Annotated in this window: 22 protein-coding genes; 6 read left to right on the top strand and 16 right to left on the bottom strand. The window is 64.1% G+C overall.

The window, feature by feature from the left end; all coding sequences use genetic code 11:
• Positions 1–352: 352 nt before the first annotated feature.
• Positions 353–3,085, top strand: a complete 2,733-nt coding sequence (locus tag LC083_RS12720; protein WP_226700699.1) for an Rne/Rng family ribonuclease — start codon at positions 353–355, stop codon at positions 3,083–3,085.
• A gap of 48 nt (positions 3,086–3,133) precedes the next feature.
• Here LC083_RS12720 and LC083_RS12715 read toward each other — a convergent pair whose 3' ends face one another.
• The 3 genes from LC083_RS12715 to LC083_RS12705 form a co-directional block, all read right to left on the bottom strand.
• Complete coding sequence (locus LC083_RS12715) at positions 3,134–3,727, bottom strand: class I SAM-dependent methyltransferase (RefSeq protein ID WP_319003442.1); 594 nt, start codon at positions 3,725–3,727, stop codon at positions 3,134–3,136.
• A 108-nt stretch (positions 3,728–3,835) separates the two neighbouring features.
• On the bottom strand, positions 3,836–4,591 hold the full coding sequence (locus LC083_RS12710; RefSeq protein WP_226700698.1) for a nucleotidyltransferase family protein: 756 nt from the start codon (positions 4,589–4,591) through the stop codon (positions 3,836–3,838).
• Entirely contained in the window at positions 4,588–5,919 is a 1,332-nt protein-coding gene (locus tag LC083_RS12705; RefSeq protein ID WP_226700697.1) for a lipopolysaccharide biosynthesis protein, read from the bottom strand. The genes LC083_RS12710 and LC083_RS12705 overlap by 4 nt, the downstream gene beginning before the upstream one ends.
• 81 nt (positions 5,920–6,000) lie before the next feature.
• On the opposite strand from LC083_RS12705, the gene LC083_RS12700 reads away from it, so the two are divergent.
• Positions 6,001–7,173, top strand: coding sequence for a hypothetical protein (locus tag LC083_RS12700; RefSeq protein ID WP_226700696.1), 1,173 nt, complete (start codon positions 6,001–6,003; stop codon positions 7,171–7,173).
• Here LC083_RS12700 and LC083_RS12695 read toward each other — a convergent pair.
• Positions 7,148–7,804 (bottom strand): HAD family hydrolase, encoded by a 657-nt coding sequence (locus LC083_RS12695; RefSeq protein WP_226700695.1) that lies wholly within the window; start codon positions 7,802–7,804, stop codon positions 7,148–7,150. The two genes, LC083_RS12700 and LC083_RS12695, sit on opposite strands and share 26 nt — an antisense overlap.
• 121 nt (positions 7,805–7,925) lie before the next feature.
• On the opposite strand from LC083_RS12695, the gene LC083_RS12690 reads away from it, so the two are divergent.
• Genes LC083_RS12690 through zapE form a run of 3 tightly spaced genes read left to right on the top strand, consistent with a single transcriptional unit; the run spans position 7,926 to position 10,292 of the window.
• Positions 7,926–8,708: a succinate dehydrogenase iron-sulfur subunit gene (locus LC083_RS12690; protein ID WP_160607011.1), complete on the top strand. Its 783-nt coding sequence runs from the start codon at positions 7,926–7,928 to the stop codon at positions 8,706–8,708.
• A gap of 1 nt (position 8,709) precedes the next feature.
• On the top strand, positions 8,710–9,180 hold the full coding sequence (locus tag LC083_RS12685) for a PaaI family thioesterase (RefSeq protein ID WP_226700694.1): 471 nt from the start codon (positions 8,710–8,712) through the stop codon (positions 9,178–9,180).
• Positions 9,177–10,292, top strand: coding sequence for a cell division protein ZapE (gene zapE, locus LC083_RS12680; protein ID WP_226700693.1), 1,116 nt, complete (start codon positions 9,177–9,179; stop codon positions 10,290–10,292). The genes LC083_RS12685 and zapE overlap by 4 nt, the downstream gene beginning before the upstream one ends.
• Positions 10,293–10,301: 9 nt before the next feature.
• On the opposite strand, the gene LC083_RS12675 is transcribed toward zapE, so the two are convergent.
• The 12 genes from LC083_RS12675 to LC083_RS12620 form a co-directional block, all read right to left on the bottom strand.
• Complete coding sequence (locus LC083_RS12675) at positions 10,302–12,200, bottom strand: XrtA/PEP-CTERM system amidotransferase (protein WP_226700692.1); 1,899 nt, start codon at positions 12,198–12,200, stop codon at positions 10,302–10,304.
• A gap of 11 nt (positions 12,201–12,211) precedes the next feature.
• The gene (gene xrtA / locus LC083_RS12670; protein WP_226700691.1) at positions 12,212–13,210 is read right to left on the bottom strand and encodes an exosortase A; all 999 of its coding nucleotides are present in this window, start codon (positions 13,208–13,210) and stop codon (positions 12,212–12,214) included.
• Positions 13,200–14,435 carry a TIGR03087 family PEP-CTERM/XrtA system glycosyltransferase gene (locus LC083_RS12665; protein WP_319003441.1) on the bottom strand — a complete coding sequence of 412 codons (1,236 nt, stop codon included), beginning with the start codon at positions 14,433–14,435 and terminating at the stop codon, positions 13,200–13,202. The genes xrtA and LC083_RS12665 overlap by 11 nt, the downstream gene beginning before the upstream one ends.
• Positions 14,428–15,489: a FemAB family XrtA/PEP-CTERM system-associated protein gene (locus LC083_RS12660; RefSeq protein ID WP_226700690.1), complete on the bottom strand. Its 1,062-nt coding sequence runs from the start codon at positions 15,487–15,489 to the stop codon at positions 14,428–14,430. Before LC083_RS12660 ends, LC083_RS12665 begins: the two co-directional genes overlap by 8 nt.
• On the bottom strand, positions 15,486–16,358 hold the full coding sequence (locus tag LC083_RS12655) for an XrtA system polysaccharide deacetylase (protein ID WP_226700689.1): 873 nt from the start codon (positions 16,356–16,358) through the stop codon (positions 15,486–15,488). Before LC083_RS12655 ends, LC083_RS12660 begins: the two co-directional genes overlap by 4 nt.
• A gap of 20 nt (positions 16,359–16,378) precedes the next feature.
• Positions 16,379–17,575 carry an XrtA/PEP-CTERM system-associated ATPase gene (locus LC083_RS12650; RefSeq protein ID WP_226700688.1) on the bottom strand — a complete coding sequence of 399 codons (1,197 nt, stop codon included), beginning with the start codon at positions 17,573–17,575 and terminating at the stop codon, positions 16,379–16,381.
• 13 nt (positions 17,576–17,588) lie between these two features.
• Complete coding sequence (locus tag LC083_RS12645) at positions 17,589–19,223, bottom strand: preprotein translocase subunit YajC (protein WP_226700687.1); 1,635 nt, start codon at positions 19,221–19,223, stop codon at positions 17,589–17,591.
• Between the two features lie 7 nt (positions 19,224–19,230).
• Positions 19,231–20,268, bottom strand: a complete 1,038-nt coding sequence (locus LC083_RS12640; RefSeq protein WP_226700686.1) for a capsular biosynthesis protein — start codon at positions 20,266–20,268, stop codon at positions 19,231–19,233.
• Between the two features lie 4 nt (positions 20,269–20,272).
• The gene (locus tag LC083_RS12635; protein ID WP_226700685.1) at positions 20,273–21,790 is read right to left on the bottom strand and encodes an XrtA system polysaccharide chain length determinant; all 1,518 of its coding nucleotides are present in this window, start codon (positions 21,788–21,790) and stop codon (positions 20,273–20,275) included.
• A gap of 16 nt (positions 21,791–21,806) precedes the next feature.
• A complete protein-coding gene (locus LC083_RS12630) occupies positions 21,807–22,448 on the bottom strand; it encodes an XrtA/PEP-CTERM system exopolysaccharide export protein (RefSeq protein ID WP_226700684.1) in 642 nt (213 codons plus the stop codon).
• Between the two features lie 160 nt (positions 22,449–22,608).
• Complete coding sequence (locus LC083_RS12625) at positions 22,609–23,835, bottom strand: pyridoxal-dependent decarboxylase, exosortase A system-associated (protein WP_226700683.1); 1,227 nt, start codon at positions 23,833–23,835, stop codon at positions 22,609–22,611.
• Entirely contained in the window at positions 23,832–25,349 is a 1,518-nt protein-coding gene (locus LC083_RS12620) for an acyl-CoA ligase (AMP-forming), exosortase A system-associated (protein ID WP_226700682.1), read from the bottom strand. Before LC083_RS12620 ends, LC083_RS12625 begins: the two co-directional genes overlap by 4 nt.
• On the opposite strand from LC083_RS12620, the gene LC083_RS12615 reads away from it, so the two are divergent.
• Positions 25,348–26,343 (top strand): GNAT family N-acetyltransferase, encoded by a 996-nt coding sequence (locus LC083_RS12615; protein ID WP_226700681.1) that lies wholly within the window; start codon positions 25,348–25,350, stop codon positions 26,341–26,343. The genes LC083_RS12620 and LC083_RS12615 overlap by 2 nt on opposite strands.
• Positions 26,344–26,366 lie beyond the last annotated feature (23 nt).

Below are 26,366 nucleotides of genomic sequence, written 5' to 3'. Positions count from 1 at the left end.
CCGATGCCTCCGTTCGGCGCGATTGATACGCGACGAAGAGGGTCGCCGGGCTCGTTTCCGTCTCACCACACCGGTGAGGCCCCAATTTTGTACAGGTTGATGCAGAGCAAGCACTCACCCCTTTTCGCTTCCAGCACGCTGTTGAACGGCATGGCTATGGCGATTTCGGGCCCGGCAGCGCGCACCATGCGTCGTGCCGCATCTGCAGACACGAATCACCGGCTTGGCGATCGCAGCGCCTCGATCCGGTCGTCGAATGCCTTCGGCCCGACAACGGGTCGTGGTTCCTACACACAATCGCGCGGCAGGAAGGACGGGTTCGCCCCGCCCCGCTGCGCATGGAGAATAATCAATGGCAACGCGCATGCTAATCGACGCGCGCCACCAGGAAGAAACCCGGGTGGCGGTCCTCAAGGGAAACCGGATTGAGGAATTCGATTTCGAATCTGCCGACAAGAAGCAGATCAAGGGTAATATCTATCTCGCAAAGGTAACCAGGGTCGAACCGTCGCTGCAGGCGGCCTTCGTCGACTTTGGCGGAAACCGTCACGGCTTCCTCGCCTTCAGCGAAATCCACCCCGACTATTACCAGATTCCCAAGGAAGACCGCGCCGCCCTGCTCGCTGCAGAGGCTGAGGCTGCGGAAGAAGAGCAGCGCCTGCGCGCCGAAGAGGAAGAACGCGGCGAACTGCCCGGCGAGGAATACGACGCCGACGAGGAAAGCGCCGAAGCACTGGCCGAAGACCTCGCGGAAGACGGCCTCGAGGAAGTCGACACCTCCGACAAGGACGAGGTGGCCACCATCGAGGAGGGCCATCTCGACGGCGACGAGGACGACGAAGACGACGATTCGGACGGCGATGACGACGCCGAAGCGGAAGACCGTTCGAAGGATCGCGGCCGCCGCGGGCGCGGACGCCGCCAGGGCAAGGGCCGCAGCCGTGCCAAGGAAGTCGACGAAGCCCGTGCCAAGCGCATGGCCCTGCGTCGCAAGTACAAGATCCAGGACGTCATCCAGCGCCGCCAGGTCCTGCTCGTCCAGGTCGTCAAGGAAGAGCGCGGCAACAAGGGTGCCGCACTCACCACCTATCTCAGCCTCGCCGGCCGCTACACGGTCCTCATGCCGAACAGCAGCCACGGCGGCGGCATTTCGCGCAAGATCAATTCCGCCAGCGACCGCAAGCGCCTGAAGCAGATCGTCGGCGATCTCAGCCTGCCCAAGACCATGGGCCTGATCGTGCGCACCGCCGGCCTTTCGCGCACCAAGACCGAGATCAAGCGCGACTTCGATTACCTTGCCCGCCTGTGGGACGAAATCCGCGAGAACACGCTGGCATCGGCCGCACCGGCGCTGATCCATTCGGACAGCGACCTGATCAAGCGCGCCATCCGCGACATCTACAACAAGGAAATCGAGGAAGTCGTCGTCGAAGGCGAGGAAGGCTACAAGTCGGCCAAGGCCTTCATGAAGATGCTCATGCCCAGCCACGCACGCCGGGTGAAGCAGTATGTCGACCCCGTGCCGCTGTTCCAGCGCTATGGCGCGGAAGACCAGCTCAAGGCGATGTACGATCCGGTGGTGCAGCTCAAATCGGGCGGTTACCTGGTCATCAACCCGACCGAAGCGCTCGTCTCGATCGACATCAACTCGGGTCGTTCCACCAAGGAACACAATATCGAGCAGACGGCGCTGTCGACCAACCTCGAAGCGGCCAAGGAAATCGCCCGCCAGCTGCGCCTGCGCGACATGGCCGGCCTGGTGGTGATCGACTTCATCGACCAGGAGCATCATTCGAACACCCGCAAGGTCGAGCGTGCGATGAAGGACGCGCTCAAGCACGACCGGGCGCGCATCCAGGTCGGCCGCATTTCGAGCTTCGGCCTCATGGAAATGAGCCGCCAGCGCCTGCGCACCGGCGTGCTCGAAGCGACCACCCGCGAATGTCCGCATTGTGACGGTACCGGTCTCGTCCGTACGGCGAGCTCGGCCGGTCTTTCGGCTCTCCGCCTGATCGAAGAAGAAGCAGCTAAGGGCAAGGGAACGAAGATCCGCCTCGCTGCCAGCACCGAAGCGGCGGTCTACCTCCTCAACGAGAAGCGCAACGACCTCATCGAAATCGAACAGCGCTACGGCGTGACGGTCGAAGTCGTGCCCGAAGGCGAGGACGAAGGCGCCAAGATGAGCGTGTCGAGCCACGGCCCCAAGCCGAAGGACGCGCCGCGCTTCGACACCATCGTCGATGACGGTGACGAGGACGAAGATATCGTCGACGAGACCGACGAAGACGAAGACAGCGAGGAAATCGACGAGGACGATCGTCCGCGCAAGAAGCGCCGCCGCCGCCGCGGTGGTCGCGGTCGCAACAAGAACCGCGACCGTGACGACGATGCCGAAGACGAAGGATCCGAGGACGCCGACGAAGAAGGCGACAAGCCCGAAGCCGGCGAGGAAGACGGCGAGGACAAGCCGCGCAAGCGTCGTCGTCGCGGTGGTCGCCGCCGTGGTGGTCGCGGGCGCGGCGGCAAGTCGGACGAGGTGACCTCCGAAGACGCTGCCAATCTGGAAGAGGTGTCCGAACAGGTCGTTGACGACATGGCAGTCGTCGCGGGTCCGGAAGACGCCCCTCAGACCGCCGAAGAGGCAGCCGAGGAAAAGCCCAAGAAGAAGCGCGCGCCGCGCCGCAAGAAGGCTGCCGAGGCCGAAGCTCCCGAACAGACCGAAGCGCCTGCAGAGGAAAAGCCCGCCGAAGAAAAGCCGAAGCGCTCGCGCAAGAAGAAGGCCGACGTAGAAGCTGAACCGGCTGCAGAAAATGCAGCGGAAGAAGAGGAAAAGCCGAAGCCGAAGCCCAAGCGCACGCGCCGCAAAGCTGCCGACGCGGAGCCTGCGGTCAGCTCGGAAGAACCTGCCGAGATGCCCAAGCGCACGCGCAAGAAGAAGGCAGAAGAAACCGTCGAGGATCAGCCCAAGGAAAAGAAGGCTTCAAAGTCCGCCTCCAAGGCTTCGACCGAAGCCGGTGACGACAGCGATGGCGACGCCGATGGCAAGCCGAAGCGCGGCTGGTGGCAGAGAACCTTCGGCGAATAACCGCTTAACGACCGCCCGCCCTGCCAGTGCAGCGCGGGCGGTTTGCTTTCAGACTCCGGCGCGCCGCGCGACGCCCCATTCCATCCAGCCCATGATGCGCGGGGCCTTGGGAAGGTAGTCCTGCCCCATCGGGGCAACATCGAACCCGGCGGCTCTAAGGCTGGAGCCGATCGGGCGCGTCAGGTGGCAGCCGCCTGCCAGCGGCTTCCATACGGGCTCTACGCGTTCCTGCCACCGGGCAACACCGGGGTCGGGGGCACGTCCATGCTCGAGGAACAGCAGCTTGCCGCGCGGTTTGAGGATGCGCCGCAACTCGCCCAGAACCTTGGCCGGGTCCTCCACCGAACACAGGGTAAAGGTCACCACGGCCGTATCGAACGAACCGTCGGCAAACGGGATATCCTCTCCCACGCCCTGGCGGATGTCGTGCTCCCAGCCCTTCTCCCGCGCTCTCTGGCGGGCGGCATCGAGCAATGTCTCGTTCGGGTCGATCCCGCTGAAGGATGTTACCCTTTCGTTATCGTATAGCGATTGGTTCAGCCCACCGCCGCACCCGAGTTCGAAGACCTTGCCTTCGGCCAGCGGCACGATTTCGCGCCGGCGCCTCTCTATGGGTTTCTGCCCGCAAGCGAGCGTGATCATCCGCGGCATTATGTGCCGGTCGTAGAAACTTCGCACTCCCATGCGTTTCTCCACCTGCGGGGAAGCGCAATATGCCCGAATTTTCGAAAGTGGGAACCGGTTTCGGTATCAGCCCTGTTTGCGGGCGAGATAGCCCCTGATGTCAGCAAGGTCCTGCGGCTTGTCGACATCGACCGCTGCCAGCCCGTTTTCCGCCCTGACCAAGCGCGCTTCGACACCCAGTCGGCGCCCCAGAGTCACGATGCCCTGCGCAAGGGTCAGCCTGCCAAGCGCATAGGACATCAGCGATGCAAGCCCGAGCCGCCTTACGATCCTCCAGGGGCGCTTCCTGTCAGCCTCGACCGCTTTCCAGCTTTCGATTGCTGCGCGCGATCGGGGAGTCGCGAGATAGAAGAGGTTGCACCCTGACCAGGCTCCGTCGGCGAAATTGAGATAGGTCCGCCGCGTGCCCGGCAAATGCGCCTCGATATCGTCGCGATGCGCCAGCATGACGCCGATATCCGCGTCGGCAGGCGTGTCCGATACCAGTTGCGTGATCCAACCGCTTTCGAGAAGGGCATGGTCTGCCGTTGTGACGACGAGCGGCGTCCCCAGTTCCTCGAAAGCGATGGCAGCACTCTCGCTCGGCCCCTGTCCGGTAGGCAAAACCTCCGCGCCAAGTTCCTTCGCGAGCTTCATTACTTCGGGATGGTCGCAGGAAACGCCGATGCGTGCCGCCCCGGAACCCTTCAGGCTGGAAACGACCCGCTCCAGCAGGCTCCGCCCTTCTATTTCGATCAGCGCCTTGTGCGCGGCGCCCTCGGCGCCTGCCAGCGGGTCGCCCCCCGGCCTCGTGCCGGCAAGAACCAGTGCGGAGAAGGTCACGCTGCTGCCGCCTTCCGGCGAAGCTGGCGCAGGATCATCCAGACCGTGACGCTCATCGCGAAGTAGAACACGCTCATCGCCAGCGCGACCGCCCAACCCACGCCGACCGGGCCGAAGGATACGAAGCCGAGGATCGCAATCACCAGGACCGCGATGGCGAGCAGCCTGACACGCAGTGCATGTCCGGCATAGCCCGTCGAATATAGCGTAGGCTCATAGGATACGCTGGCCAGTTCGAAGGCCGCGCCCACCGCCAGCGGAACGAGTACCACCGCGCCGCGTGCGTAGTCATCGCCCCCAATGAGAACGAGCAGCGGCTCGCCCAGGAACAGGGCTGCGAGCAGGACGACCACGCCTGCCAGCGCGGCAATACGGGTCACCCGGCGAACCAGCGTTTCGAACCGGTGAGCCTCGTCGGCCATCTGCGCGATGGCGAACTCGGGAAGCACGGCGCGCGCGATCAGGACAGCGAACTGCTTCACGCCCTGCGCCAACTGGTCGGCAAGGCGATAAAGTCCCGCAGCACTGGTCCCGAGGAACAGGCCGACCGCCAGCAGCGGCCCCTGCCTCACCGCAGCGTCGAGCGAGGTCGCCAGATAGGTGACACCGAAGAAACCGCGCACGCCCTCGTTCTCGGCGAACATCGCCTGCCAGTGCCCGAAGTGCTTGCGGTGGAAAGCTTCCGGCGCGAGGCGCGAGGCGGCAATCCAGTAACAGGCGGCCGAAAGCAGGTCGAAGAACGCCCAGGCGAAGAGGAACTTGCCGACGCTGGCCCCCGACCACAGGATGATCCCGCTGGCGATGAGCCGGCCCGTCGGGATGATCGCTTCGATATACATGCCCACATCGAACCGGCCCAGGACGCGCACGATACCGCTTGGCGTGGTCAGCCGCGACCACATCAGGGCGCAGGCGAACAGGAACCCCATGGTCGTGAATTCGGGATTCAGTTCGAGAATTTCCGCAAAGCCGAAGTACAGCAGGGCGGCAATCATACAGCCCGTGACCGCGCCAAGGATATCGGCCGAAGTGCAAAACCAGATCAGGCGACCGAAGCGCGGATGGTCGTTCTCGAGCACGGGCTGCGCACCGAAGCGGACCAGCGTCTGCCAGGTCTGGAAACCGGCCACCGCCACCAGCGCCTGCGCGGTTCCGAAGATGAGGGAAAAGTGCCCGAAGTCCTTCAGGCCCAGCGAGCGGGCGAGGATCGCGAGGTAGAAAAAGCTGCAAACGGCCCCGAAGCCCTTGCCTCCGAGGATCCATGCCAGGTTGCGCAGAATGTTGGACAACCCGTCACGACGCTGCGCGGGTTCTTGGGGCGGCTGCATGGCGCGGACCTTTGGACGAATTGTGCCTCTGGCGCAATTGCAGCATTTGCCGGACGCCCATCGGCGCATTATGGGCGCGCCATGCGGGCGCTGTTCCTCTTCAACCACGATGCCGGTCACCAGGTCGCTCACCTCGCGGGAATTGCCGCCGCCATGGCCCGGTCGCATCGCGACATCGAAACGGTGGTCGCGTTTGCGACTCCGGCCATTCGCACACGGCTCCGCGAGCTGATCGATGAGACCGATGCAGCGCTGATCCGCTGGGAAGAGCTAAGCCTGTCGCCAATGCAGGCGCTGGTTACGCGTCCGCTCGATAAGCTGCTCCCGGCAAGCCGCCTGTTGCGGCTCCGCGCCCATGTCGACCTGTTTGCCAGCGCCGACATGATTATCTCTACCGAGCGCACCTGCCTGCGCCTGCGCAAGCATATCGCTGCGGACAGGATGCCGCTGTTCGCCAAGGTGCCGCATGGTGCAGGCGACCGCAGCGTCGCCTATCACCCCGACTACATGCTGTTTGATCGCAGTTTCGTGGCGGGGCCGAAGGTAGTGGACCAGCTCGTCGCGCACGGCGTGGACCGTGAAAAGCTGGTAGTGGTCGGCTATCCCAAGTTCGAGGGCATCGATCTCGACGCAAAGCCGGACTTCTTCGGCAATGGCCGGCCGACCTTCGTCTACAATCCCCATTTCGACCCGAACCTGTCGAGCTGGTACGACCACGGCCCCGACCTGCTGCGGTGGTTCGCCAGCGTGGAAGGTCAAGCCTTCAACCTCGTGTTCGCGCCGCACGTCATGCTCTTCAAGAAGGAGCTGCACGTCTCGCCCGAATACAAGATGGCCCGCAAACGGCCGGAAGTCCCCGCCGAGGCGCTGGCGGCTGCCAACATCATCGTCGATCTCGACAGCTCGCGCCTGTTCGACATGAGCTACACGCTGGGGGCGGACGCCTATATCGGCGACGTGTCGAGCCAGATCTACGAATTCCTCGCTCGCCCCCGCCCCGCCTTCTTCATCGACGCGAGGCGCGAGAAGATTGCCGAGGACGACGAATGGCACCTGTTCTGGGAAGCCGGCCCGGTCGCACAATCTGCGGCGGAACTTGCCGCGATGCTGCCGGATTTCTCGTCCATCGGCGAACGCTTCATGCAGCGCCAGAAGGAGATTTTCTCCTACACGATCGACCTGGGGGATCGGCCAGCCAGCGAACGGGCGGCGGATGCGATTTCGCAGGCTATCCGGCAGAAAGCGGGTCGATAACCCGCCAGCCTCGCGCCTCGGCGCGGGCAGTTTCCCGTTTCGAAGTCGTCACGAAGACCGGCTCGTCCGCCCAGTCGAGCAGCGGCGCATCTGCGAAACTGTCGCTAACGAAACGCACTGTGGCATGCTCGCGGTCGATCCCTTCATCGGCGAACCACGCCAGCACGCGCGCTTTCTTGGCTTCACCATAGCAATTGCCGCCGGGGATATCCGAACCGTCCCATTCCGTGGCGATAAGGTGCGCAAAGCCCAGCCTTTCGGCAAAACCCGAAGCGTAGAAACCGAAAGCAGCGGTGGCGATCATCAGGCGGGCATCTGCCTTGCGATCTTCTTCCAGCAGGCGGAGCGTGTGGGGCATGAGGCCGGGATTCTCGATCCGTGCCTGTGCATATCGATCCCCTATCGCCGACAGGGTTTCGCGCGCGGGACTTCCCGTCATCAACTTCATTCCGAAACGCTTCAGCGCAGTGCGGGAATAGAGGCCGGCCCGGTAGCCGATCATGGCGAGCACCCAGACAGGCATCAACGCCAGGCGCCACGGGGCCAGCCTCCTCGCTCCGAATGCGAGAAAAGGAGTAAATGTCGGCTGCCTGGTAAGGGTCCGGTCGAGGTCGTAGATCGCTATGCGCACGTTGCCGCGCTGCCACGCCCAAGGAAGCGGTGCAAGCATCTCGCTCAAGGGCCCATCCAGCCCTTGCACCAAGCGCCCGAAACGCTAGATGGGTTGCGTAAAGCAACAGGATCGCTTCGCAATGGCTACTTTCACCCTCCCGAAGAACTCGAAGATCAATGGCAAGGGCCGTGCCCACAAGGCTGACGGCGCGGGCCGGGTGAAGAAGTTCAAGATCTACCGCTACGATCCCGACAGCGGCGAAAATCCGCGCTACGACACGTTCGAGATCGATCTGGACGATTGCGGCCCGATGGTTCTCGACGCGCTGTTCAAGATCAAGAACGAGATCGACCCGACATTGACCTTCCGCCGGTCCTGCCGCGAAGGCATCTGCGGTTCTTGCTCGATGAATTTGAACGGCAAGAACGGCCTGGCCTGCACCACCGCGATCGATGATCTCAAGGGCGAAATCCGGATCACCCCCCTGCCCCACATGGAAGTGGTCAAGGATCTGGTGCCCGATTTCACGCACTTCTACGCGCAATATGCCTCCATCCGACCCTGGCTCCAGACGGTCAGCCCGACGCCCAGCGGCAAAGAACGGCTCCAGTCGCCCGAACAGCGCGAAAAGCTGGACGGCCTTTACGAGTGCATCCTGTGCGCCTGCTGCTCGACCTCGTGCCCGAGCTATTGGTGGAACAGCGACAAGTTCCTGGGTCCGGCAATCCTGCTCCAGGCCTATCGCTGGCTGGCCGACAGCCGCGACGAAATGACGGGCGAACGCCTCGACCAGCTCGAGGACCCGTTCCGCCTGTATCGCTGCCACACCATCATGAACTGCGCGAACGTCTGCCCCAAGGGCCTGAGCCCGGCGAAGGCGATCGCCGAAACCAAGAAGATGATGGCAGAGCGCGCCATCTAAGGTGGCGCTTCCCGATTCCGTTTTCGAGCATGGCCCCGACCCGGAAAATCCGGGCTGGCGGCACTGGAACCTGAAAGACGACACGCTGTTCAACGGCGCCGTGATGGGCAAGCTCATCACGCGGGTCGATGACGATGGCCGCGCACGCCTCCGGATGTTCCCGGAACGCCGGCACGAGAATTTGCAGGGCATCGTCCACGGTGCGGTGACGCTGTCGCTGATCGATATATCGCTGTTCACCACCATGCACACGATCGGCACCGGCAATGCAGGGCCTTCGGTTACGCTGGAGCTGTCCACGCAGTTCGTGGGCGCAGGAGATCCGACCCGCCCGCTCGATGCCGTGTGCGAAATCGTGCGGGAAACCGGCAGCCTCGTGTTCGTGCGCGGGACCGTGGTGCAGGAAGACCACGTGGTCTGCTCCTTCTCCGGCATCGTAAAGAAGATGCACGCCCGCCCGAAACCGCAATGACCGGCATGCTGGCCCGCTATGAGCGGCTGGTGGCCGCGGGCGAATTGCAGTCAGATCCAGACCAGCGCCGCGCGGCACAGCGCCTCGACCGTCTGCAGAAGGACCTCGAGGCGGAGAATCCCGGCGGTCTCTTGTCGCGGCTGTTCCAGGCCAAGAAGGCGCGGCCGCAGGGTGTCTACATGTGGGGCGGCGTGGGTCGCGGGAAGTCCATGCTCATGGACCTGTTCGTGGAGACGCTCGGCATCGAACAGAAACGGCGGGTCCACTTCCACGAGTTCATGCTCGAGGTTGACCAGCTGATCCGGGAAGAGCGCCGGAAGGAAAGCGGCAATCCGATCGGCCCGGTCGCAAAGCGGATCGCAGAACAGGTGCGCTGCCTTGCCTTCGACGAGATGGTCGTCACGAACACGGCCGATGCAGCTATCATGGCCCGCTTGTTCACCGCGCTTATCTGCGACGAGAATGTGACCATCGTCACGACAAGCAATCGTCCGCCTGCGGACCTCTACAAGGATGGCCTGAACCGGTCGCTGTTCCTGCCCTTCATCGACTTGGTCGAAGCGGAACTGGACGTGCTGCCGCTGAACGGTCCGACCGACTACCGCCTTGATCGCCTCGGCGACCTCGAAACATGGCACACGCCGTTGGGAGAGGAAGCGACCGCGCAGGTTCGCGAGGCCTTCTTCCGCCTGACCGACTACGCGCCTGAAGATGCGGCCCACGTGCCCAGCGGAGAACTCCAGCTTTCGGGGGGACGCACGCTCCACGTGCCCAAGAGCTTCAAGGGTGTGGCCGTCTTCAGCTTCAAGCGCCTGTGCGCGGAGAACCGCGGCGCGGCAGACTACCTCGCCATCGCGCACGCCTATCACACGGTTATCGTGGTCGGCATCCCGCGCCTTTCGCCCGAGAACCGCAACGAGGCGATCCGATTCACGAAGCTGATCGATGCGCTCTACGAAAACAGCGTGAAGCTCTTCGCGACGGCCGCAGCGGAGCCGGAAGACCTTTACGTCAGCGGTGACGGGGCGTTCGAATTCGAACGGACGGTCAGCCGCCTGAAGGAAATGCAGAGCAGCGATTACATGGCCCGCGGCCACGGCCTCGAAGCCTGAAGGCTACCGCTAGGCGCTTGCGCCGAGTTTCGCGAGCGACCTTTCCAGCATCAGCAATTGCCACAGGGTGCGGCCATGGTCCGCCCGTCCGCCGATATGTTCATCTGCCAGTCGCGACAGGGCCTTGCGCGAAAACCATCCGCTGTCGACCAGCAGGCTGCTGTTCGAAACCCGCCGCGCCTCATCGGCAAGCGCTCCCTTGAACCACTGGGACAGCGGCGTCACGAAGCCCTGCTTCGGGCGGTAGAGGATGTCGCCGGGCAGGTACCGTTCCATAGTGTGCTTCATCAGCCACTTGCCGGTGGTGCCGCGAATGCGCTCGCGATCGGGCAGGCGGGCGGCGAATTCGACCAGGCGGTGATCCAGCAGGGGCTCGCGCGCCTCTAGCCCGACGGCCATGCTGGTCCGGTCGGTTTTGGTCAGGATATCGCCGGACAGCCAGAATTTGAGATCGGCATATTGCGCCCTGTCCAGCCCGCTACGTGCCGGTGCCGAGCGCATCAAGGCTTCGAAGGGCTGTTCAGCGCGGTAGTCTCCTCGCAGGGTCAGGAGCGTATCGCCGTACAGGAATTCGCGCTGTTCGGGTGCGAGGATCGACAGGGCCCTCGCGTATCCCGCTTCACCACTTTGAGAGAGCGCAAGCAGGGTGGTTTTCGCCCGCAGCGGGCGCGGGGCCCAGTCTGCGTTGGGCCAGAGGCGCCCCAGCGTCCCGAATACCGGTCCGCGCAGGGCGGAAGGCATGACCGCGCGCGCCTGTTCCTCGCGCATCTGGAACATCTGGCGGCGATAGCCAGCCAGCGCCTCGTCCGCGCCGTCGCCAGACAGGGCAACGGTCACGTGTTCCCGCGCCAGTTCGCATACGCGCAAGGTCGGCAAGGCGCTCGCATCGGCGAAGGGCTCGTCGAAGATCGCGGCGATCCGGTCGATCTCGCCGAACTGATCGGCCGAAACGATGCGCTCGTGATGGTCGGTGGCGAAGAGCTTTGCGACTGCGCGCGCATAAGAGGTTTCGTCGACGCTCTCCACGTCGAAGCCGATAGAACAACTGGTCACGGGCCGGTTGCTCGCCTCGCTCATCAGCGCGACGACCGAAGAGCTGTCGACCCCGCCGGACAGAAATGCACCCAGGGGCACGTCCGCCACCATCCGGCTGGTCACGCCGTCGCGCATCAGGTGCAACAGCTGCGCGGAATGGTCCGCGGCGCTGCCACGCTCCCGATGCTCGAAGCTGATGTCCCACCATTGGCGCGGCGGCGAAACGGGCTTGCCGTGTTCCAGCAGCATGAAATGGCCGGCTGGAAGCTTCGACACGTTCTTCAATGCGGCGCGATGATCGGGGACGTAACCCCAAGTCATGTAGTCCTCGATCGCCAGCGGATCGATTTCGCGCCGCATCATCGGATGGGCCAGCAGTCCCTTGAGTTCGCTCGCAAAGGCCAGGGCCCCGCCCGGCAAATGAGCGAGATAGAGGGGCTTTACGCCTAGCCGGTCGCGCGCAAGGAACAGCTGCCTTTTCTGTAGGTCGTACAGCGCAAAGGCGAACATCCCGTCGAGCCTCGAAAGGCAATCGGGTCCCCATTTCTGCCATGCGGCAAGGATGGTTTCGGTGTCGCCATCGGTCCGGAACTGCGCCCCACCCTGCTCCAGTTCGCGTCGCAGGGCGCGGTAATTGTAAATCTCGCCGTTGAAGACGATAATCGCGCGCCCGTCGGCAGAAGCCATCGGCTGCGGCGAACCGGCAAGGTCGATGATCGAGAGACGCCGGTGTCCGAGCCCGACGCCGGGCGCAGTCCAGACGCCTGATCCGTCCGGCCCGCGATGGGCCAGCGCATCGGTCATCGCCTCGACCCGCTTGGGATCGACCGGCTTGATCGTCTCGTAATGGAAAAGCCCCGCAATCCCGCACATGGCGGCGTCCCCTAGACCAGTCGGGCCGCTGCCGCAAAAGCTCCTGCGACGAAGAGGCTTGCAGCAAGGACCGGCAACGGCTGCGCGGGCCAATCGAGCCGGGCCAGCGCAGGCAGGCTGGCGACCTGCGAAGCGGTAAAGCCCGCATCCTCGGGATCGCGCTCGAACCAGCGCCACGCGATGCCCAGCACCAGCGCGATGACGAAGCCGAAGAAGAACCAACCATAGACGATATGGTCGAAGCTTCCGGCCGCTTCCGCCCCGACATATTGCGCGATGAAGATGGTAGCCCATGCGCGGATGCCGTTCGCCACGATCGGCACGACAAGGCAGGCGGCAAGGAACCAGAACCGGCGTTTCCAGCTGGTGAAGCAGGTATGCGCGACCATGACGCCTAGTGCCATCATGGCGATCAGGAATTTCACGCCCGAACACGCTTCGGCCACGATGAAAAGGCCGGCCGGGGTCTCGATATAGATACCGTCGGACAGGGTTTCGATACCGCTCAGCTTGGTTAACCACGTCGCGAGATAAGCGGTAATCGTCTGCAATTGCGGAATGATCTCGTCGCCGAAGGGCACCAGCGCGAAAGCGTAGAGGAGCGGAAAGGCGAGGATCAGCCCGGCTCTCGGCCCGATGATGGCCAGCGTGGCCCCCTGGAACGCGGCGATCACTCCCGCCTGGGCAAAGAGGTTGATGTCGAGCCAGCGACCGCCGAGCCACAGGCCCAGCCCCGCGATCATCCACAAGGCTCCAAGCCACCATCCGGCAGGTCGCACCTGCGCCAGATCGTCGCGCTTCAGCCAAGCGAGCCAGCCGATAATCGGGATGATCAGCAGGATATGGCTGTAGGTGTCGATATTCCACCACTGGTGTGCCATGCGCTGCCAGTCGCCGAAGGTGAGGCCGAATAGCGCGATCCAGAGCACAGCCAGCCTGAGGCCCGCCGCCTTCCAGCCATCGCTCGCTGTCCAGGCCTCCGCGTGGGTCGTGGCGCTATCAGGCTGCATGGCTTGAAGCCGCCTTTGCCGAAACGATCCGGGCAAGTTCGGAATACACTGCCTCCCAGCTCATTCTTTCCCGCACGAATTCGCGGGCCGATTTCCCGATAGCATCGCCGCGCGGGCCATCGGCAAGCAGCCAGAGCATCCGATCGGTCATCGCCCCCTGCTCGGCCTGTTCGATCAGGAAATGCTCGCCATCATTTCCATCGATGCCGGTGGCTGCTTCACGCGTCAGCATGACGGGGCGAGCCATCGCCATGGCTTCGAGCACCTTGTTCTGCACTCCTCGAGCGATGGTCATCGGTGCAAGCACGCAATCGGCAGCAGCAAGAAAAGGCCGCACATCGGGCACCTCGCCCCAGATGCGCACACCCGGCTGCACGGCTTGTCGCCTCAGCAAGTCCGTGGGAGAGCGCCCCACAACATGGAACTCCGCTGTCGGCAAATGCTCGCGAATGGCCGGCATGAACGCATCGATGACCCAGAGCGCGGCGCGCTCGTTCGGCTCGTAGTCCATCTGTCCCGTGAAGACGAAATGCGGACCGGGCGCCCTGGCGATCTTCTCGTTCGGAGCCACCACGGCGGGATCGAAAAAGGCTGTGTCGACGCCATTGCCGAGCACGCGAATGTCCCGGCCCTTTTGTCCCTCCAGCCGATGGCGGAACAGGTCGGCCTCGTTCTCGCTGATCAGCAAGGTCACATCCGCACGCGACGCGATACCGGCTTCGACCTCGCGCAACAGGCGCCCCTCGCGCCGGTTGATCCAGACGCGCGAGCCATTTTGCGCATAGGCTTCGAACTTGGCGGAATCGACATCGCACAAGTCGACGATGACGCGGCCTGTGAAGCTGTCCGGCACATACTGCGCCATCTGGCCGGAAAAGACGAAGATGGTGTCGATGGGCCGCGCCGAGAGCGTTTCCTCCACCCAGCGCTTCAGGCCCACATCGTCGAATGCGGCGAGGCTGACCGGGCGCCGCGAGAGGACGGCCTCCACCCCGGCAAGCGCCAGCGGCTTGCTTCGCGAGGGAGCGTTCCAGGACGTGGCAATCTCCGCCAAGGCACCGGTCTGCGCACGATCATCCGCATTCTCGGTGAAGGTGCCGACATGGACCGGTCCGAGCCGGGCGAGGCCTTTGAGCAAGTGGTGCGAGCGGATCTTGTCCCCGCGATTGGGCGGGAACGGGATGCGATGCGCAAGGAAAAGGGTTTCGCCCATCGTCTCAGCCAAGCCCACGCGCGATCCACGGACCGATGGCATTCGCCAGCGGAAGCGGGAGCTTTTTCCAGAGTTCGATCTTGGCCGAGTGGCCATCGTCGGTCGGATCGATATTGCGCGCCGCGGCGCCTGGAGCAGTCCATGCGCGATAAACCAGGGGTTGCGGCTCGAAGCCCCAGTTCTTCTTGAAATGGTATGGACCACTTCCGGTCTTCGAGCGACCGAAGTCGAACCTTGTCATGCCCTTGCGCCGCGCATGACACATCAGTTCGTAATACATGCGCTCGTTCGCGCGAAGGCCGCGAGCCTCCAGGCCGCCGCCTCCCCAAAACGGCATCACTGCACCGCCATGATAGAACGACAGTACACTGGAAACCGGCTTGCCGCGATCGTGGACGGTCAGAATGTCGGCATCTTCCGCGAATGCGTCCAGCATCGCGGAGAAGAGGGTTTTCGGAAAAACCGGAGTGCCGAGGTTGCGCACGCTCTCCGAAAAGCAGGCAAAGTGGTGGGCCAAATCTTCAGGCCCTCGCCCGACGGTCACTGAGAGATCGTTGGCGAGGCCCTTGCGCACTTCGGCGCGGGCCTTTCGCGGGATCGCGAGCAATTGTGCCTCGTCATCACCGGCAAGCTCCCCTGCGAAATTGGCGTGCCTGCCCTCTGTCCTGGACCATCCTGGAGCAGCGACTGGGCCACGCAATTCAACCGTGGTCGCACCCCGGCGCACCGCAAGTTCTTCGGCGGCGCGGCACAAGGCGGCTACCTGTCCCTCGTCGTTGGCAAGAATTCCCCCACCGACAGCGAAACCGCTGGAAACCAGCGCCCGTCCGAACAGCGGGGAGTGGATATCGATGAGCGGCAGCCAGCCCTGTACTGCGCCGCCTTGCTCGCTCAACAGCCCGAGCGCTTGCTGGCCGGTGCCGCGCTCCACGGCCTTGAGCCAGGCCGGGCGGTGGAAAATGGAACCGCGCTGGTCAGCTACGAACTCCTCTATCCGCGTCGCCTCGTCAGCGTCGGAAAGGTCGGCCATTCGGACCGTGCGCGTCATGGCGAGCGGCGCATTCACGCCGCCCAGTCCATTGCGCGCGCCTTCTCCCGCTCGGCCAGTTCGTCCATGCGGCCCCACGCGAACTCGCCAAGCAGGTCGGTGAGCTTTCCGGCCATGCGCGACAAGTTGGTGTAATGGCGTAGCCGCGATCGCAGGGGCGCCCCGTCAACGCGCGGCTGGTCCGGATCGACTTCCCACGGGTGGAAATAGAAAATGGCCGGTCGCCCCTCTTCGTGGTTCACCTGCCGGATTGCCCAGCGGCTGAAGCCATAGGGCAAGACGCGGAAGAACCCGCCCCCGCCTGCCGCCAATCGCCGGTTGCGGAACAGGGCGGTTGTTACCGGAATTTCTACCAAATCGCTGCCCGGAACGGGATTGAAGGCGAAGCGCGGCGCCTCGCGCCAGCCGTAGTGATCGTGAACCACCGGCGCGACGCTGGAGGAATAGGCGTAGCCGTGTTCCGCCAGAACCTCATGCGCCCAGCTATTGCGAGCATCGATCGAAAAGCTCGGAGCGCGGTAACCGGTGATCGCACACCCGCCTGTGTCTTCGAGAATCGCACGGGCCTTGGCGAGATCGGCTACGAATTCCTCTCGTGTGAAAGTGAATACGCGGGTGTGGTCATAGCCGTGGCTGGCCAGTTCGTGGCCGCGCTCGACGATGGCGCGCATCGCCGCCGGGCTGCGCTCCGCCACCCAGCCAAGCGTGAAGAAAGTCGCCTTGACTCCCGCTTCGTCGAACAGGTCGAGAATACGCGCAACATTGTCGCCGACGCGCAGCTGGAGCGAATCCCAGTCCTCGCGCTTCAGCGTGTTCTCGAACGCGCCGACCTGGAACCAGTCCTCCACATCGACCGAGAGGCCGTTGATTACCCTGCTGTCTGTCATCCGGCCCGCCCCCAAGCGCGTCAGGCCGCTTCGCGGGTTCCGGCCGACTCGAAATAGTCGATCATCATCGAAAGCACGTGGCGCAGCGAGCGCTCCTGTTCATCGAGGCGCGCCTCGATCGCAGCGAGCCGCTTGTCGAGATCGGCCGGCGTCTCGCCGCCTTCCCCGCGCGAGGCGGCGAGCTTTTCGATTTCCCGGCGCAGGGCAGCCATGTGCTTGTCACGCTGGGCGAAGGCGCCTTCGATCGCTTCGATCTGGACGTCGAGCAGGCCCTTCTGCCGCGCGTCGACATCGGCAGCGCTGGGAGCCGGTGCCACCCGGGTCCGCGCCTGCGCAATGGCATCGCTCGCCGGGAGGTTGCGATCCGGCCTCACCCGCGGTGCTTCGGCAGCGGTTTCAGCGGCCGCATCGCCCGTCATTTCCTCGATCACGGCATCGAGCATATCGATTTCGAGCACCGATTGTTCTTCCAGCGCACCCATCAGCAGCAGGCGGTTCATCACCTGGTTGACCTTTCGCGGAATGCCGCCCGTTGCCTTGTGAAGGCGCGGCCAGATCGCGGACGCGAACTCGGGATTGCCCGTCCAGCCGACGTGTTCGAGCCGGTGCGCCACGTAAGGTTCCATTTCGCCCGGCTGCATCGGTTCGAGGTGGTGAGCCGCGATGACGCGCTGGCGCAGCTGTTCCAGTTCGTCCGACTGTGCCAGCAGGTGCTTGAATTCGGGCTGGCCGAGCAACAGCGTCTGGAGCAGCGGGTGCGAGCCGAGCTGGAAGTTCGACAGCATGCGCAGTTCTTCCAGAGCGCCGATCGACAGGTTCTGCGCCTCGTCCACGATGAGCAGGACACGGCGGCCCTGGCGTGCTTCCTCGTGCAGGAACAGCTCGATCGCCGCGAGAGCGCTTGCCTTGTCCCCGCCCTCGACATCGAGACCGAAGCTGCGCGCAGCGACGTGGATCATTTCCTCGCCGTCGAGTGCGCTGGTGACGACTTCGCCCACGGTCATGCGGCGATCGTCCAGCCTTTGCTTGAGATGCGCGACCAGCGTCGATTTACCCGCCCCGACCTCGCCGGTGATGACGACGAAACCTTCGCCCTGGTTCAGGCCGTAGCCGAGATAGCTCAGCGCCTTCTTGTGCGTAATGCTTTCGAAATAGAATGCTGGGTCCGGCGTCAGCTGGAAGGGGCGCTCGGAAAAGCCGTAGAATTCCTCGTACATGTAACGTCCCTTATCAGAAATCGTAGCGCAGGCCGAGCAGTACGCTTGCCGCGCGCAGGTCCGCGTCGCTGACCTCGGTATCGACAGCATAAACCGAAAGTGCGGCGCGTGCCGACAGGTTCTGCCAGATGCTCTGGTAATAGGAGGCGGCGCTACCGTAAGCGAAGGTATCGCCGATCTCGCCGATGCCGCTGTCGAACCAGTTTGCAAAGGTGTTCACGCTGAAATTGCCGCGCCATGCCGGCCCGCTGACGCCGGCGGTCACATAATAGCTTTCATCGACGATATCGTTGGCCGCTTCGAGTATGGTGCCGGGAGCAGCGATGAATTTGCGGTTGTCATAGCCTGCGGCGATGCCTGCGGTCATCCGGCCGACTTCGCGCGTGTAGCTGGCGGTCACGCCGCGACCGCGGAAGACCGAGGAGCGGACCGAACCGAGCAGGCCGGACAAGCAATTGGTGCCCAGCGTCGGGCTGGTGCAGCCGGTGATATCGCCGCTGATCGGATCGCGGATCACCTCGAAATCGGGAGGGAGAGCGGCCAGCGCATTGTTGAGCCTGCCGCCGAAGCCCTGGATCGAATCGTAGACTGCGATGCCGAAGTTCGAGCGGCTGGACGGCTGCCAGGTAAAGCTGCCGTAATAGGTGTCGCTGTCGTAGCGGCGTCCGAAGGTTGCCTGCAACTGCGTGCGGCTGCTCGGGCGCCAGATGACCCCCACGTCCCAGATCAAGCCTTCCGCTTCGTATGCGATCTGGCGTGGGCTGTTGCTGTCGACAAGGTAACGCCCGTTGGGGCCGACGATCGGATTGCCGTCCGCATCGCGCAGGGCGTCACGGGAGGAGACTTCGACATCCTCCACACCGGCACCGGCGACGATGGCCAGCGTGGGCGTAACCGGAATAGTCACGTCGCCGCGCACGTAGGCATCGCGCACGCGCTGGTCGAGCGTGTCGATATCTTCCTGGTAGAAGCCCGCACCGACGCCCACGCCCACCGGGAATGGCATGTCGGGCGAAGTCGCTGCGCGGACCATGGCGGAATGCGCGACGCTCTCGTCGAACAGGTCCACGGCGTCACCGCCGAGCGTGACGAAATCGGGGCCTTCCACCCGCGTATAGCCGATGCGATAATTCGCATCGATCTTGACGTCGTCGACGCGGGTCGAGAGCGTCGGGCCGGCATAGGCGGAATAGGTCTTCGTGACGGTATCGTCGTCGCCGATAACGGGCACGAGCAGCGAACCGCCGGAACCGTCCGTCCTTGTACGGCTCGCCAGCGCGCCCGCCTCGATCTGCAAGGTACGCGGAACGATAGCCGTATAGCCGCGCACGATGCCGGTCAGCGTGTCGGTGTCCCGCGCATTCCCGTCCCAGGCGAAATTGCGTTCGTAGCGCAGGGCAACGGCAGCGCCGCTGTTACGGCCGCGGATCTGTGCGTCCACTCCGGCGGCGACCTGCGTATAGGTGACTGTCTCGTCCACCGGATCGAACTGCCAGGTCACGATCTGGGAGACTTCGATGTACGGATCGATGCGGGTGCGATCCCCCTCGCGGGACGACTCGCGGTCATCCCCCCGGCGGTCCTGCGCGGCCACGGGGCCGGCGACTGCCAGCGCGCCGAGCGCGATCGCTGTCAGGATGCCCCGCATTGTGGGCCTACTCCCCGTAGCCGTAATAGCTGCCGAACTTGCGGCCGCTGGGGCTGAAAGTCGCATCGTTGAGCAGCAGGCGGATATCGGGACAGGCCGACAGCAGGTCGATCGCGTCTTCCAGCGCCACCTGCCCGGTGCGGTCCGCACGCGCCACCAGCAGCGCCTGGCCGACATGCTTGGCAAGCTCGCTCGCGGGGGTCGCCGCCAGTGCGGGCGGACTGTCGAACACGATCATGCGGTTCGGCGCGCCGCGGGTCAGGCGATTGAGCACTTCCCACGTCCGTTCGCTGGCGAGGTATTCGCTGTCGCTGCCGGTCCTTGCGCCGGCACCCAGCACCCACAGGCCGGGAACATCGGTGCCGAGGACATAATCCTCCACGTGAGCGGACGGATCGGCGAGGACGTCCATGAAACCGGTCTCGCTCGACAGGCCGAGCTTCGACAGGATCGATGGCTTGCCGAAATCGGCGTCGATCAGCAGCACTTCACCGTCGCGTTCCGACGCCATCGCCAGCGCGAGGTTCAAGGCGCAGAAGGTCTTGCCTTCGTTCGGATGCGGAGAACACACGAGTACGCGGCGCGAGGCCGCCGTTCCTTCCGCCTTGGCTGTCGCCAGAACCTGCCGTTTGACGATGCGGAATTCCTCCAGCAGGCGCGATGCCCCGCCATCGGGATCGATCAGGCCCTGTTCGCGCAGAAGTTCGCGCACGATCTCGTGCTTCGTCCCGGTGAATTCGACCGCAGCGGTCTCCGCTCGTCGCGCGGTCGGCTGGGGCACTGGTGCAGCAACGGGCTCTGCGGCAGGCTCCGCCACGCGCGCAGCGGGCGGATCGGCCAGGGCAGGCTTTTCCTCGAACTTGCGCTTGGTGGCGAATTTCTTCGCCTTGTCGCCTTCGAGCATGACCGGAACCGCCGCCGGAGCCAGCTTGTCGAGGCCGAAGGCGCCGCTGGCGCGTTCGAGCAGCGAGGCGCGTTCGGCCGGGGCCGTGTCGTCCTTCGCCTTGTCGGCGGGCGTGATCTTGGTGGGCTTGTTCACGCTCATCTCCTCAAGCCACCGATCCGACCTGGACGATCTCGACCACGAGCAGCAGGAAGCAGATCCCTGCCAGCGCTCCCGATCCGGCAAGGAACTGCTTGAGGCGCAGCTTTTCGTGCAGAGTCGCCTCCACGGTCATCGAGCGCGATACGGTGCCGATGACGGGCAGTTCGAGCGCCTTTTCAAGTCGTTCCGCCGTGGTGAAGCTGGACCGCAGCAATCCAAGCAGGAAAGCCACGCCCGCACCCACGACGAGGCCCGACAACAGCACACCGACCAGCAGCAACGGACGGTTGGGAGCGGCAGGCTTCTGCGGCAGGATCGGCGGATCGATCACGTCGAACTGGAACGAGCTGCGGTTGGTCTCGTAATCGCCGCGCACCCGCATGCGTTCACGGCTCTGCAGGAGCTCGTCGTATTTTTCCTTCTGGACTTCGTAGTCACGGCTGATCCGGCTGGCTTCGGCTGCAACAGCCGGTTCGTCCGCCTGCGTGGCGATCAGCGCCGAAATATCCGACTGCAGCGCCACCTTGCGCGCCTGGAGCGCCTGGACATTGGCTTGCCGCTCCGCCCGGATCGAAACCAGCGAACTGTAGGCGGGATTGGGCGAACCGCCTGAACCGGCCGGCTCGCGTTCCGCCTGCGAGCGCAGCGCCTCGACCTGGCGCATCTGCGCCTGCACGTCGGGGTGGCTGTTGGTGAGACCGCGCGCACGCATGCCGGAAAGCTGGGCTTCGGCTTGCATCAGCGCGCCGCGTGCACCGCCCTCGCCCGGCATAACGATGGTGCGCGGCGTACCGGCAATCTGGCCGTTTATGGCTGCGAGCGCGCTTTGCGCAGCGGCGATGTCGGCATCGACGTTGCGCATCTCGCTGCGCATGGTCTGGAGCCGCATGGCGCTGGCACCCGCACCGGCTACGGCCTCGGGGTTCGCAGCCTCGAAGGCGAGGCGGCGTTGTTCGATCGCCTCGAGCTCCTTCTTGCGCTCTTCCAGCTGCTGTTCGAGGAAGATCATGGTCTGCGCCACGTCGCCGCGGTTGTCGGCGATGTTCTGTTCGCGGAACAGGTCGATCATCTGCTGGACGACTTCCTGCGCCAGCTTCGCATTCTCCGCATCGGACAGGCTGCCCTTGCCGATGGTCGCGGAGATTTCGAACAGATTGTCCTGCTGCAGGCTTACCCGGATATTCTCCGACAAATCCTCGACCGCGTTCTGCATTTCGAGGTCGGTCTGCACCTTGTCGCCCAGCTGGGTCGAACGGATGATCTTTTCGAGATTCGTCGCGCTGGTCAGCGTCTGGCGAACACGGGTGATCGCCTGTTCGCCGTCGCCTGCGATCTTGAGCTCGTCACCCAGCACATCGTCCAGTTCGACGAAGATGCGCGCCCGGCTTTCGTAGCTGTTGGGGATCATCGCGACCGCCAGCCAGCCCAGAAGGCACACGCCCCAGGCCACCGCCAGCGCGATCCACCGGCGGTTCCAGACCGTGTGCAGCGCGCTGCGAAACTGGTCGATGATGTCCTGCATGCCCCCTTGCCCGGCCCTAGAAGGCGCTTTCCGGGATGATGATCACATCGCCCGGCTGCAGCAGCACGTTGGCATCGCTGTCGCCGCGGCGAAGCAGGTCGGTCAGACGCAGCGCATACTCTTTCTGCGAGCCCGACTGCTTGTCGAACCGGATCAGCTTGGCGCGGTTACCGGCGGCAAATTCGCTGAGGCCGCCGACCGAGATCATCGCGTCGAGCACAGTCATGTTCGCGCGGTAGGGCAGCGACGCAGGCTTTTCCGTGGCGCCGACGATGCGGATCTGCTGGCTGAAGGTGCCCGCGAATTCGTTCACGATGACCGAAACCAGCGGTTCCTCAATGTACTGGCTGAGCTGCTGGGCGATGTCCTTTTCCAGCATCGACGGCGTCCTGCCGACTGCCGGAAGGTCCTTGACCAGCGGGATGGTGATGCGCCCGTCAGGGCGGACTTGGATCTTTTCCGCGCCCAGTTCCGGATTGCGCCATACGTGGATGGTCAGCTCGTCGAGCGGGCCGATCACATATTCCTCGCCCGGCTGTTCCTGCAGGGCAACGAAGGTCGCCGGCGGAAGCTCGTCGGCGCCTGTCGTGGCACAGCCGCCCAGTGCCAGGCTCGCGCAAGCAAGAGCTGCGATGGCGGCAGATCGGATCGAACGCATTCGGTATTTCCCTGTTATCGAGCGCGGCTGCCGATTGGCGGTCCCGCGCAGTCATCCCAATTTCACACAGGTCATTGCCCGAAAAAGGTGAACATACTGTTAGCCATGGAGCCGCGAACCAGCGGAATCGCTGGGATTTACCACGAAATTCGCAACTGTCTCAAATCAGGACTTCGGCAGCGGGTCCCTGGGCGAGAAATGCGGCGGGCGAGGCGCTGGCACCATAGGCTCCTGCACAGAATACCGCCACCAGGTCGCCGACCTCTGCTCGCGGCAGGTGTGCCTTGTCGGCAAGTCGGTCCAATGGGGTGCAAAGGCAGCCCACGACATTGGCGATCTCTTCGGGCTCGGCCCCGAAACGCGAGGCGATAGCCACGGGGTAATTCCGGCGCACGACGGTCCCGAAATTGCCCGATGCAGCCAGCTGGTGGTGAAGCCCGCCATCGGTCACGAGGTAGACCTCGCCATGGCTTTCCTTGCGATCGAGAATCCGTGTCAGGTAAACGCCCGCTTCCCCAACGAGATAGCGGCCCAGCTCGACGAAGAGTTCCGCATCGACGAGCGTTTCAGGCAGCGTTTCCAGACGCTTGGACAGTTCTTCTCCCACTTTCTCGATATCCAGCGGCATGTCTCCGCTGAAATAGGGGATACCGAAACCGCCGCCCATGTTGAGTTTCGGCAAGGTCACGCCCGCCTCCACCGCAATCCTGTGGGCGAGGTCGAGGATATTGCCCTGCGTTTCGGCAACCGCATTCGCATCGAGTGCCTGGCTGCCCGTGAAGATATGCAGGCCGCGCCATTCGCATCCCGCAGCGATAATCTCGCGAGCAAGCGCGGGCACGCGCTCCGCATCGACGCCGAACGGCTTGGCCCCGCCGCCCATCTTCATGCCCGAACCCTTGAGTTCGAAATCCGGGTTCACCCTGATAGCGAGGCGAGGCGTGTTTCCGAGGCGCTCGGCAATCGCCAGCGCCCTTCTCGCCTCGTTCTCGCTTTCGAGGTTGAGCGTGACACCCGCCGAAATGGCAGCCTCCAGTTCCGTGTCGCGCTTGCCGGGTCCGGCAAAGCTGATGCGCGCGCCGTCCACCCCGATCGCCTGCAACATGGCGAGTTCGCCGCCGGAAGCGATATCCAGCCCGTCGACAAATTCCGAAATGAACTGAAGAAGCGGAGAGAAACTGTTGGCTTTTATAGCATAATTGACGTGAATCTGATCAGGCAGAGCCTTGCGCAGCATAGCCAGCCGAGCTGCAATGAGGTCCTTGGAATAGACGAACAACGGGCTCGCCCCCGCCGCCTCGACGAGGTCGGAAGCCTTGCGGCCTGCAATTGCGAGTTCGCCGTCGATGGCCTCGAAGCCGTTAGGAATGGGGCCAAGCGGCTTCATGCGCCGATCTCCTGCTCGAGCCTTGTGCGGTCGATCTTGCCATTCGGGTTGAGCGGCATCGTTTCGCGCCAGTGATAGACATGCGGCTGCATGAAGTTGGGCAGTTCACGCGCTAGCGCACGCTTTAACTCCGCTTCCATGTCACCGGATGCATCAGGCGCAGCCCGAACCACCAGGTGGATCGCATGGCCGAGCTGGGCGTCGGGCACCCCGATCGCAACCGCTTCGGCGACCAGCCCCGAAGCCAGCGCCGCGCTTTCGACCTCCTGTGGGCTGATCCGGTTGCCCGCGCTCTTGATCATGGCGTCACGGCGACCGACGAAGTGGAGCAACCCCTCCGCATCCCGCCTGACACGGTCGCCCGACCAGACGGCGGTGCCGCCATAGGTGGAGGCGCCTGGCGCAGGCCGGAACCTTTCGGCAGTGCGTTCCGCATCCTGCCAGTACCCTTGAGCGACGAGCGGGCCGCAATGCACCAGTTCGCCCTCTTCCTCCTGGTCGGCCACAGAGCCCTCATCGTCGATGACGAGGATCTCGGCGAAGGGGATCGCCTTGCCCATCGAGGTCGGATGGCTGTCGACAAGGTCCGGGTCGAGATAGGTCGAACGGAATGCCTCGGTCAGTCCGTACATCGGGAACAGTCGCGCATCGGGAAACAGGGCCCGCAGGTCGCGTACCAGTTCGACCGTGAGGGCTCCCCCGCTGTTGGTCAGGCGGCGCATGGACGCCAGCGCCTCGGCAGGCCACTCCATCTCGGTCAGCTGGACCCAGAGCGGAGGAACGGCTGCCAGCGTGGTGACGCCGTGCCGGGCGCAGGCCTTCGCGACGTCACGCGGGAAAAGGTAGTCGAGCGGGACGACGCACCCGCCGGCGTACCAGGTCGAAAGCAGCTGGCTCTGCCCGTAGTCGAAACTGAGTGGCAGGACTGCAAGCGTGACGTCATCGCTGCTCATGCCCAGGTAATCGGCCACCGAGACGGCACCCAGCCAGAGGTTCGCATGGCTGAGCATGACGCCCTTGGGCTTGCCCGTCGAACCGCTGGTATACAGGATTGCCGCCAGCGCATCGGGATCGCTGTCCGACGGCCCCAGCCGACTGGCGGTGGCTTCGGCGCTTGAGAAGACTTCGGCTTCGTCGACCGCCCGGCATCCTGCGGGAAGATCGCCGTCTTCCAGCGTCTGGAGCCGCGCCTTGGTGCCCATGAGGAGGCACGAACCGCTATCTGCCAGAATATGCGCCACCTGCGCGCGCTTCAGCAGCGGGTTTATCGGCACGTGGACAAGCCCCGCCCGCGCGGCCGCCAGCGGCAATAGGCAGGTCAGTTCCCCCTTTGCCGCCCAGCTTGCGACGCGTGAACCCGCTTCGCACTGGCCGGCCAGCCACCCCGCCAGCAGCGACACTCGCTCGCGCAAATCGGCGAAACTCAGCACGCGGTCCTTGAGCACCAGCGCGCGCGCCTGTGCATCGCCGCGTTCCGCCAGTTGATCGAGTGGATAGGGCGTGGGATCAGGCATGGAAGTTCCGGGCAAGGGATTACCGGTGGTCATCACGGTCAGCTATCACGACACGGCCAGCAAACTGCAAGGGGTTCGGCACGATCGCTCCGGGCCTTTCGACGGTCATGAGTGGTTCGAGCTGCTCGAACAGCATGGCTGGCAGCCTGTGATCGCACTTGCCGAGGACGCCCTCGCCCTGCCCCTCATGCATGGCCCGAAGGGGCTGGAGAGCCTGACGAACTGGTTTTCCTTCACCTGGGCTCCGGTCGGTGAAGCGGGAGAGGAAGCGACCGGCCTGCTTCGCGCGCTGGCCGCAGACCTCAAACGCAGGACCGCCCGTGTCGACTTGAGTCCCCTGTCGGGGGAAGACCGCTGGCTTGGCCTGCTGGAGGAGGCATTCCGCACTTCAGGTTGGCTCGTCTTCGGCGAGAAGTGCGACGACAACCACATCTTGCAGGTGAACGGCCGAAGCTTCGACCAGTACTGGGCGTCTCGCCCGGGCCAGATGCGGTCCACCCTCCAGCGCAGGTCGAAGAAAGTTAGAACGGAAATTTCAACGCAATTCGATGCGTTTGAATGGCAAACTTACCAATCAATCTACAGAAAGAGCTGGAAACCCACTGAGGAACGCGCGGACCTGCTCGAGGCCTTCGCGCGCAGCGAAAGCGATAAGGGGCACTATCGCCTCGGCATCGCTTATGCGGATGACGAACCGGTGGCGACGCAGTTCTGGACCGTCGAGAATGGCACGGCTTACATCCATAAGCTGGCGCATCTCAAAGAGGCGGAAAACCTGTCGGCCGGGACGGTGCTGACCGCCGCGATGTTCGAATACGCGATCGATACCGAGAAGGTCGCGCTGATCGATTTCGGTACCGGTTCCGACCCATACAAGCGCGACTGGATGGAGGAGTGCCGCCCGCGATATCGGCTCACCTGCCTCGACCCGCGACAAGTTGCGGCATGGCCTGCCATAGCCAAGCGCCTTCTCGGCCGCCTTGCACGCGGTTGACCACGCGGCTAAGGCGGCACCCG

Source organism: Qipengyuania gaetbuli (assembly GCF_020524765.1).
Classification (GTDB): domain Bacteria; phylum Pseudomonadota; class Alphaproteobacteria; order Sphingomonadales; family Sphingomonadaceae; genus Qipengyuania; species Qipengyuania gaetbuli_A.
Note: the sequence above shows the minus strand (reverse complement) of the source record. Positions and strands in the feature narration are given on the sequence as shown.

Excerpts from the sequence above, each read along its gene's own strand:
- LC083_RS12615 (WP_226700681.1), top strand. The coding sequence starts at position 25,348 with ATGGAAGTTCCGGGCAAGGGATTACCGGTGGTCATCACGGTCAGCTAT.
- LC083_RS12620 (WP_226700682.1), bottom strand. The coding sequence starts at position 25,349 with ATGCCTGATCCCACGCCCTATCCACTCGATCAACTGGCGGAACGCGGC.
- LC083_RS12645 (WP_226700687.1), bottom strand. The coding sequence starts at position 19,223 with ATGCGGGGCATCCTGACAGCGATCGCGCTCGGCGCGCTGGCAGTCGCC.
- LC083_RS12705 (WP_226700697.1), bottom strand. The coding sequence starts at position 5,919 with ATGCAGCCGCCCCAAGAACCCGCGCAGCGTCGTGACGGGTTGTCCAAC.
- LC083_RS12655 (WP_226700689.1), bottom strand. The coding sequence starts at position 16,358 with ATGACAGACAGCAGGGTAATCAACGGCCTCTCGGTCGATGTGGAGGAC.
- LC083_RS12715 (WP_319003442.1), bottom strand. The coding sequence starts at position 3,727 with ATGATCACGCTCGCTTGCGGGCAGAAACCCATAGAGAGGCGCCGGCGC.
- xrtA (WP_226700691.1), bottom strand. The coding sequence starts at position 13,210 with ATGCAGCCTGATAGCGCCACGACCCACGCGGAGGCCTGGACAGCGAGC.
- LC083_RS12635 (WP_226700685.1), bottom strand. The coding sequence starts at position 21,790 with ATGCAGGACATCATCGACCAGTTTCGCAGCGCGCTGCACACGGTCTGG.
- LC083_RS12675 (WP_226700692.1), bottom strand. The coding sequence starts at position 12,200 with ATGTGCGGGATTGCGGGGCTTTTCCATTACGAGACGATCAAGCCGGTC.
- LC083_RS12720 (WP_226700699.1), top strand. The coding sequence starts at position 353 with ATGGCAACGCGCATGCTAATCGACGCGCGCCACCAGGAAGAAACCCGG.
- LC083_RS12625 (WP_226700683.1), bottom strand. The coding sequence starts at position 23,835 with ATGAAGCCGCTTGGCCCCATTCCTAACGGCTTCGAGGCCATCGACGGC.
- LC083_RS12690 (WP_160607011.1), top strand. The coding sequence starts at position 7,926 with ATGGCTACTTTCACCCTCCCGAAGAACTCGAAGATCAATGGCAAGGGC.
- LC083_RS12640 (WP_226700686.1), bottom strand. The coding sequence starts at position 20,268 with ATGAGCGTGAACAAGCCCACCAAGATCACGCCCGCCGACAAGGCGAAG.
- zapE (WP_226700693.1), top strand. The coding sequence starts at position 9,177 with ATGACCGGCATGCTGGCCCGCTATGAGCGGCTGGTGGCCGCGGGCGAA.
- LC083_RS12700 (WP_226700696.1), top strand. The coding sequence starts at position 6,001 with ATGCGGGCGCTGTTCCTCTTCAACCACGATGCCGGTCACCAGGTCGCT.
- LC083_RS12630 (WP_226700684.1), bottom strand. The coding sequence starts at position 22,448 with ATGCGTTCGATCCGATCTGCCGCCATCGCAGCTCTTGCTTGCGCGAGC.
- LC083_RS12650 (WP_226700688.1), bottom strand. The coding sequence starts at position 17,575 with ATGTACGAGGAATTCTACGGCTTTTCCGAGCGCCCCTTCCAGCTGACG.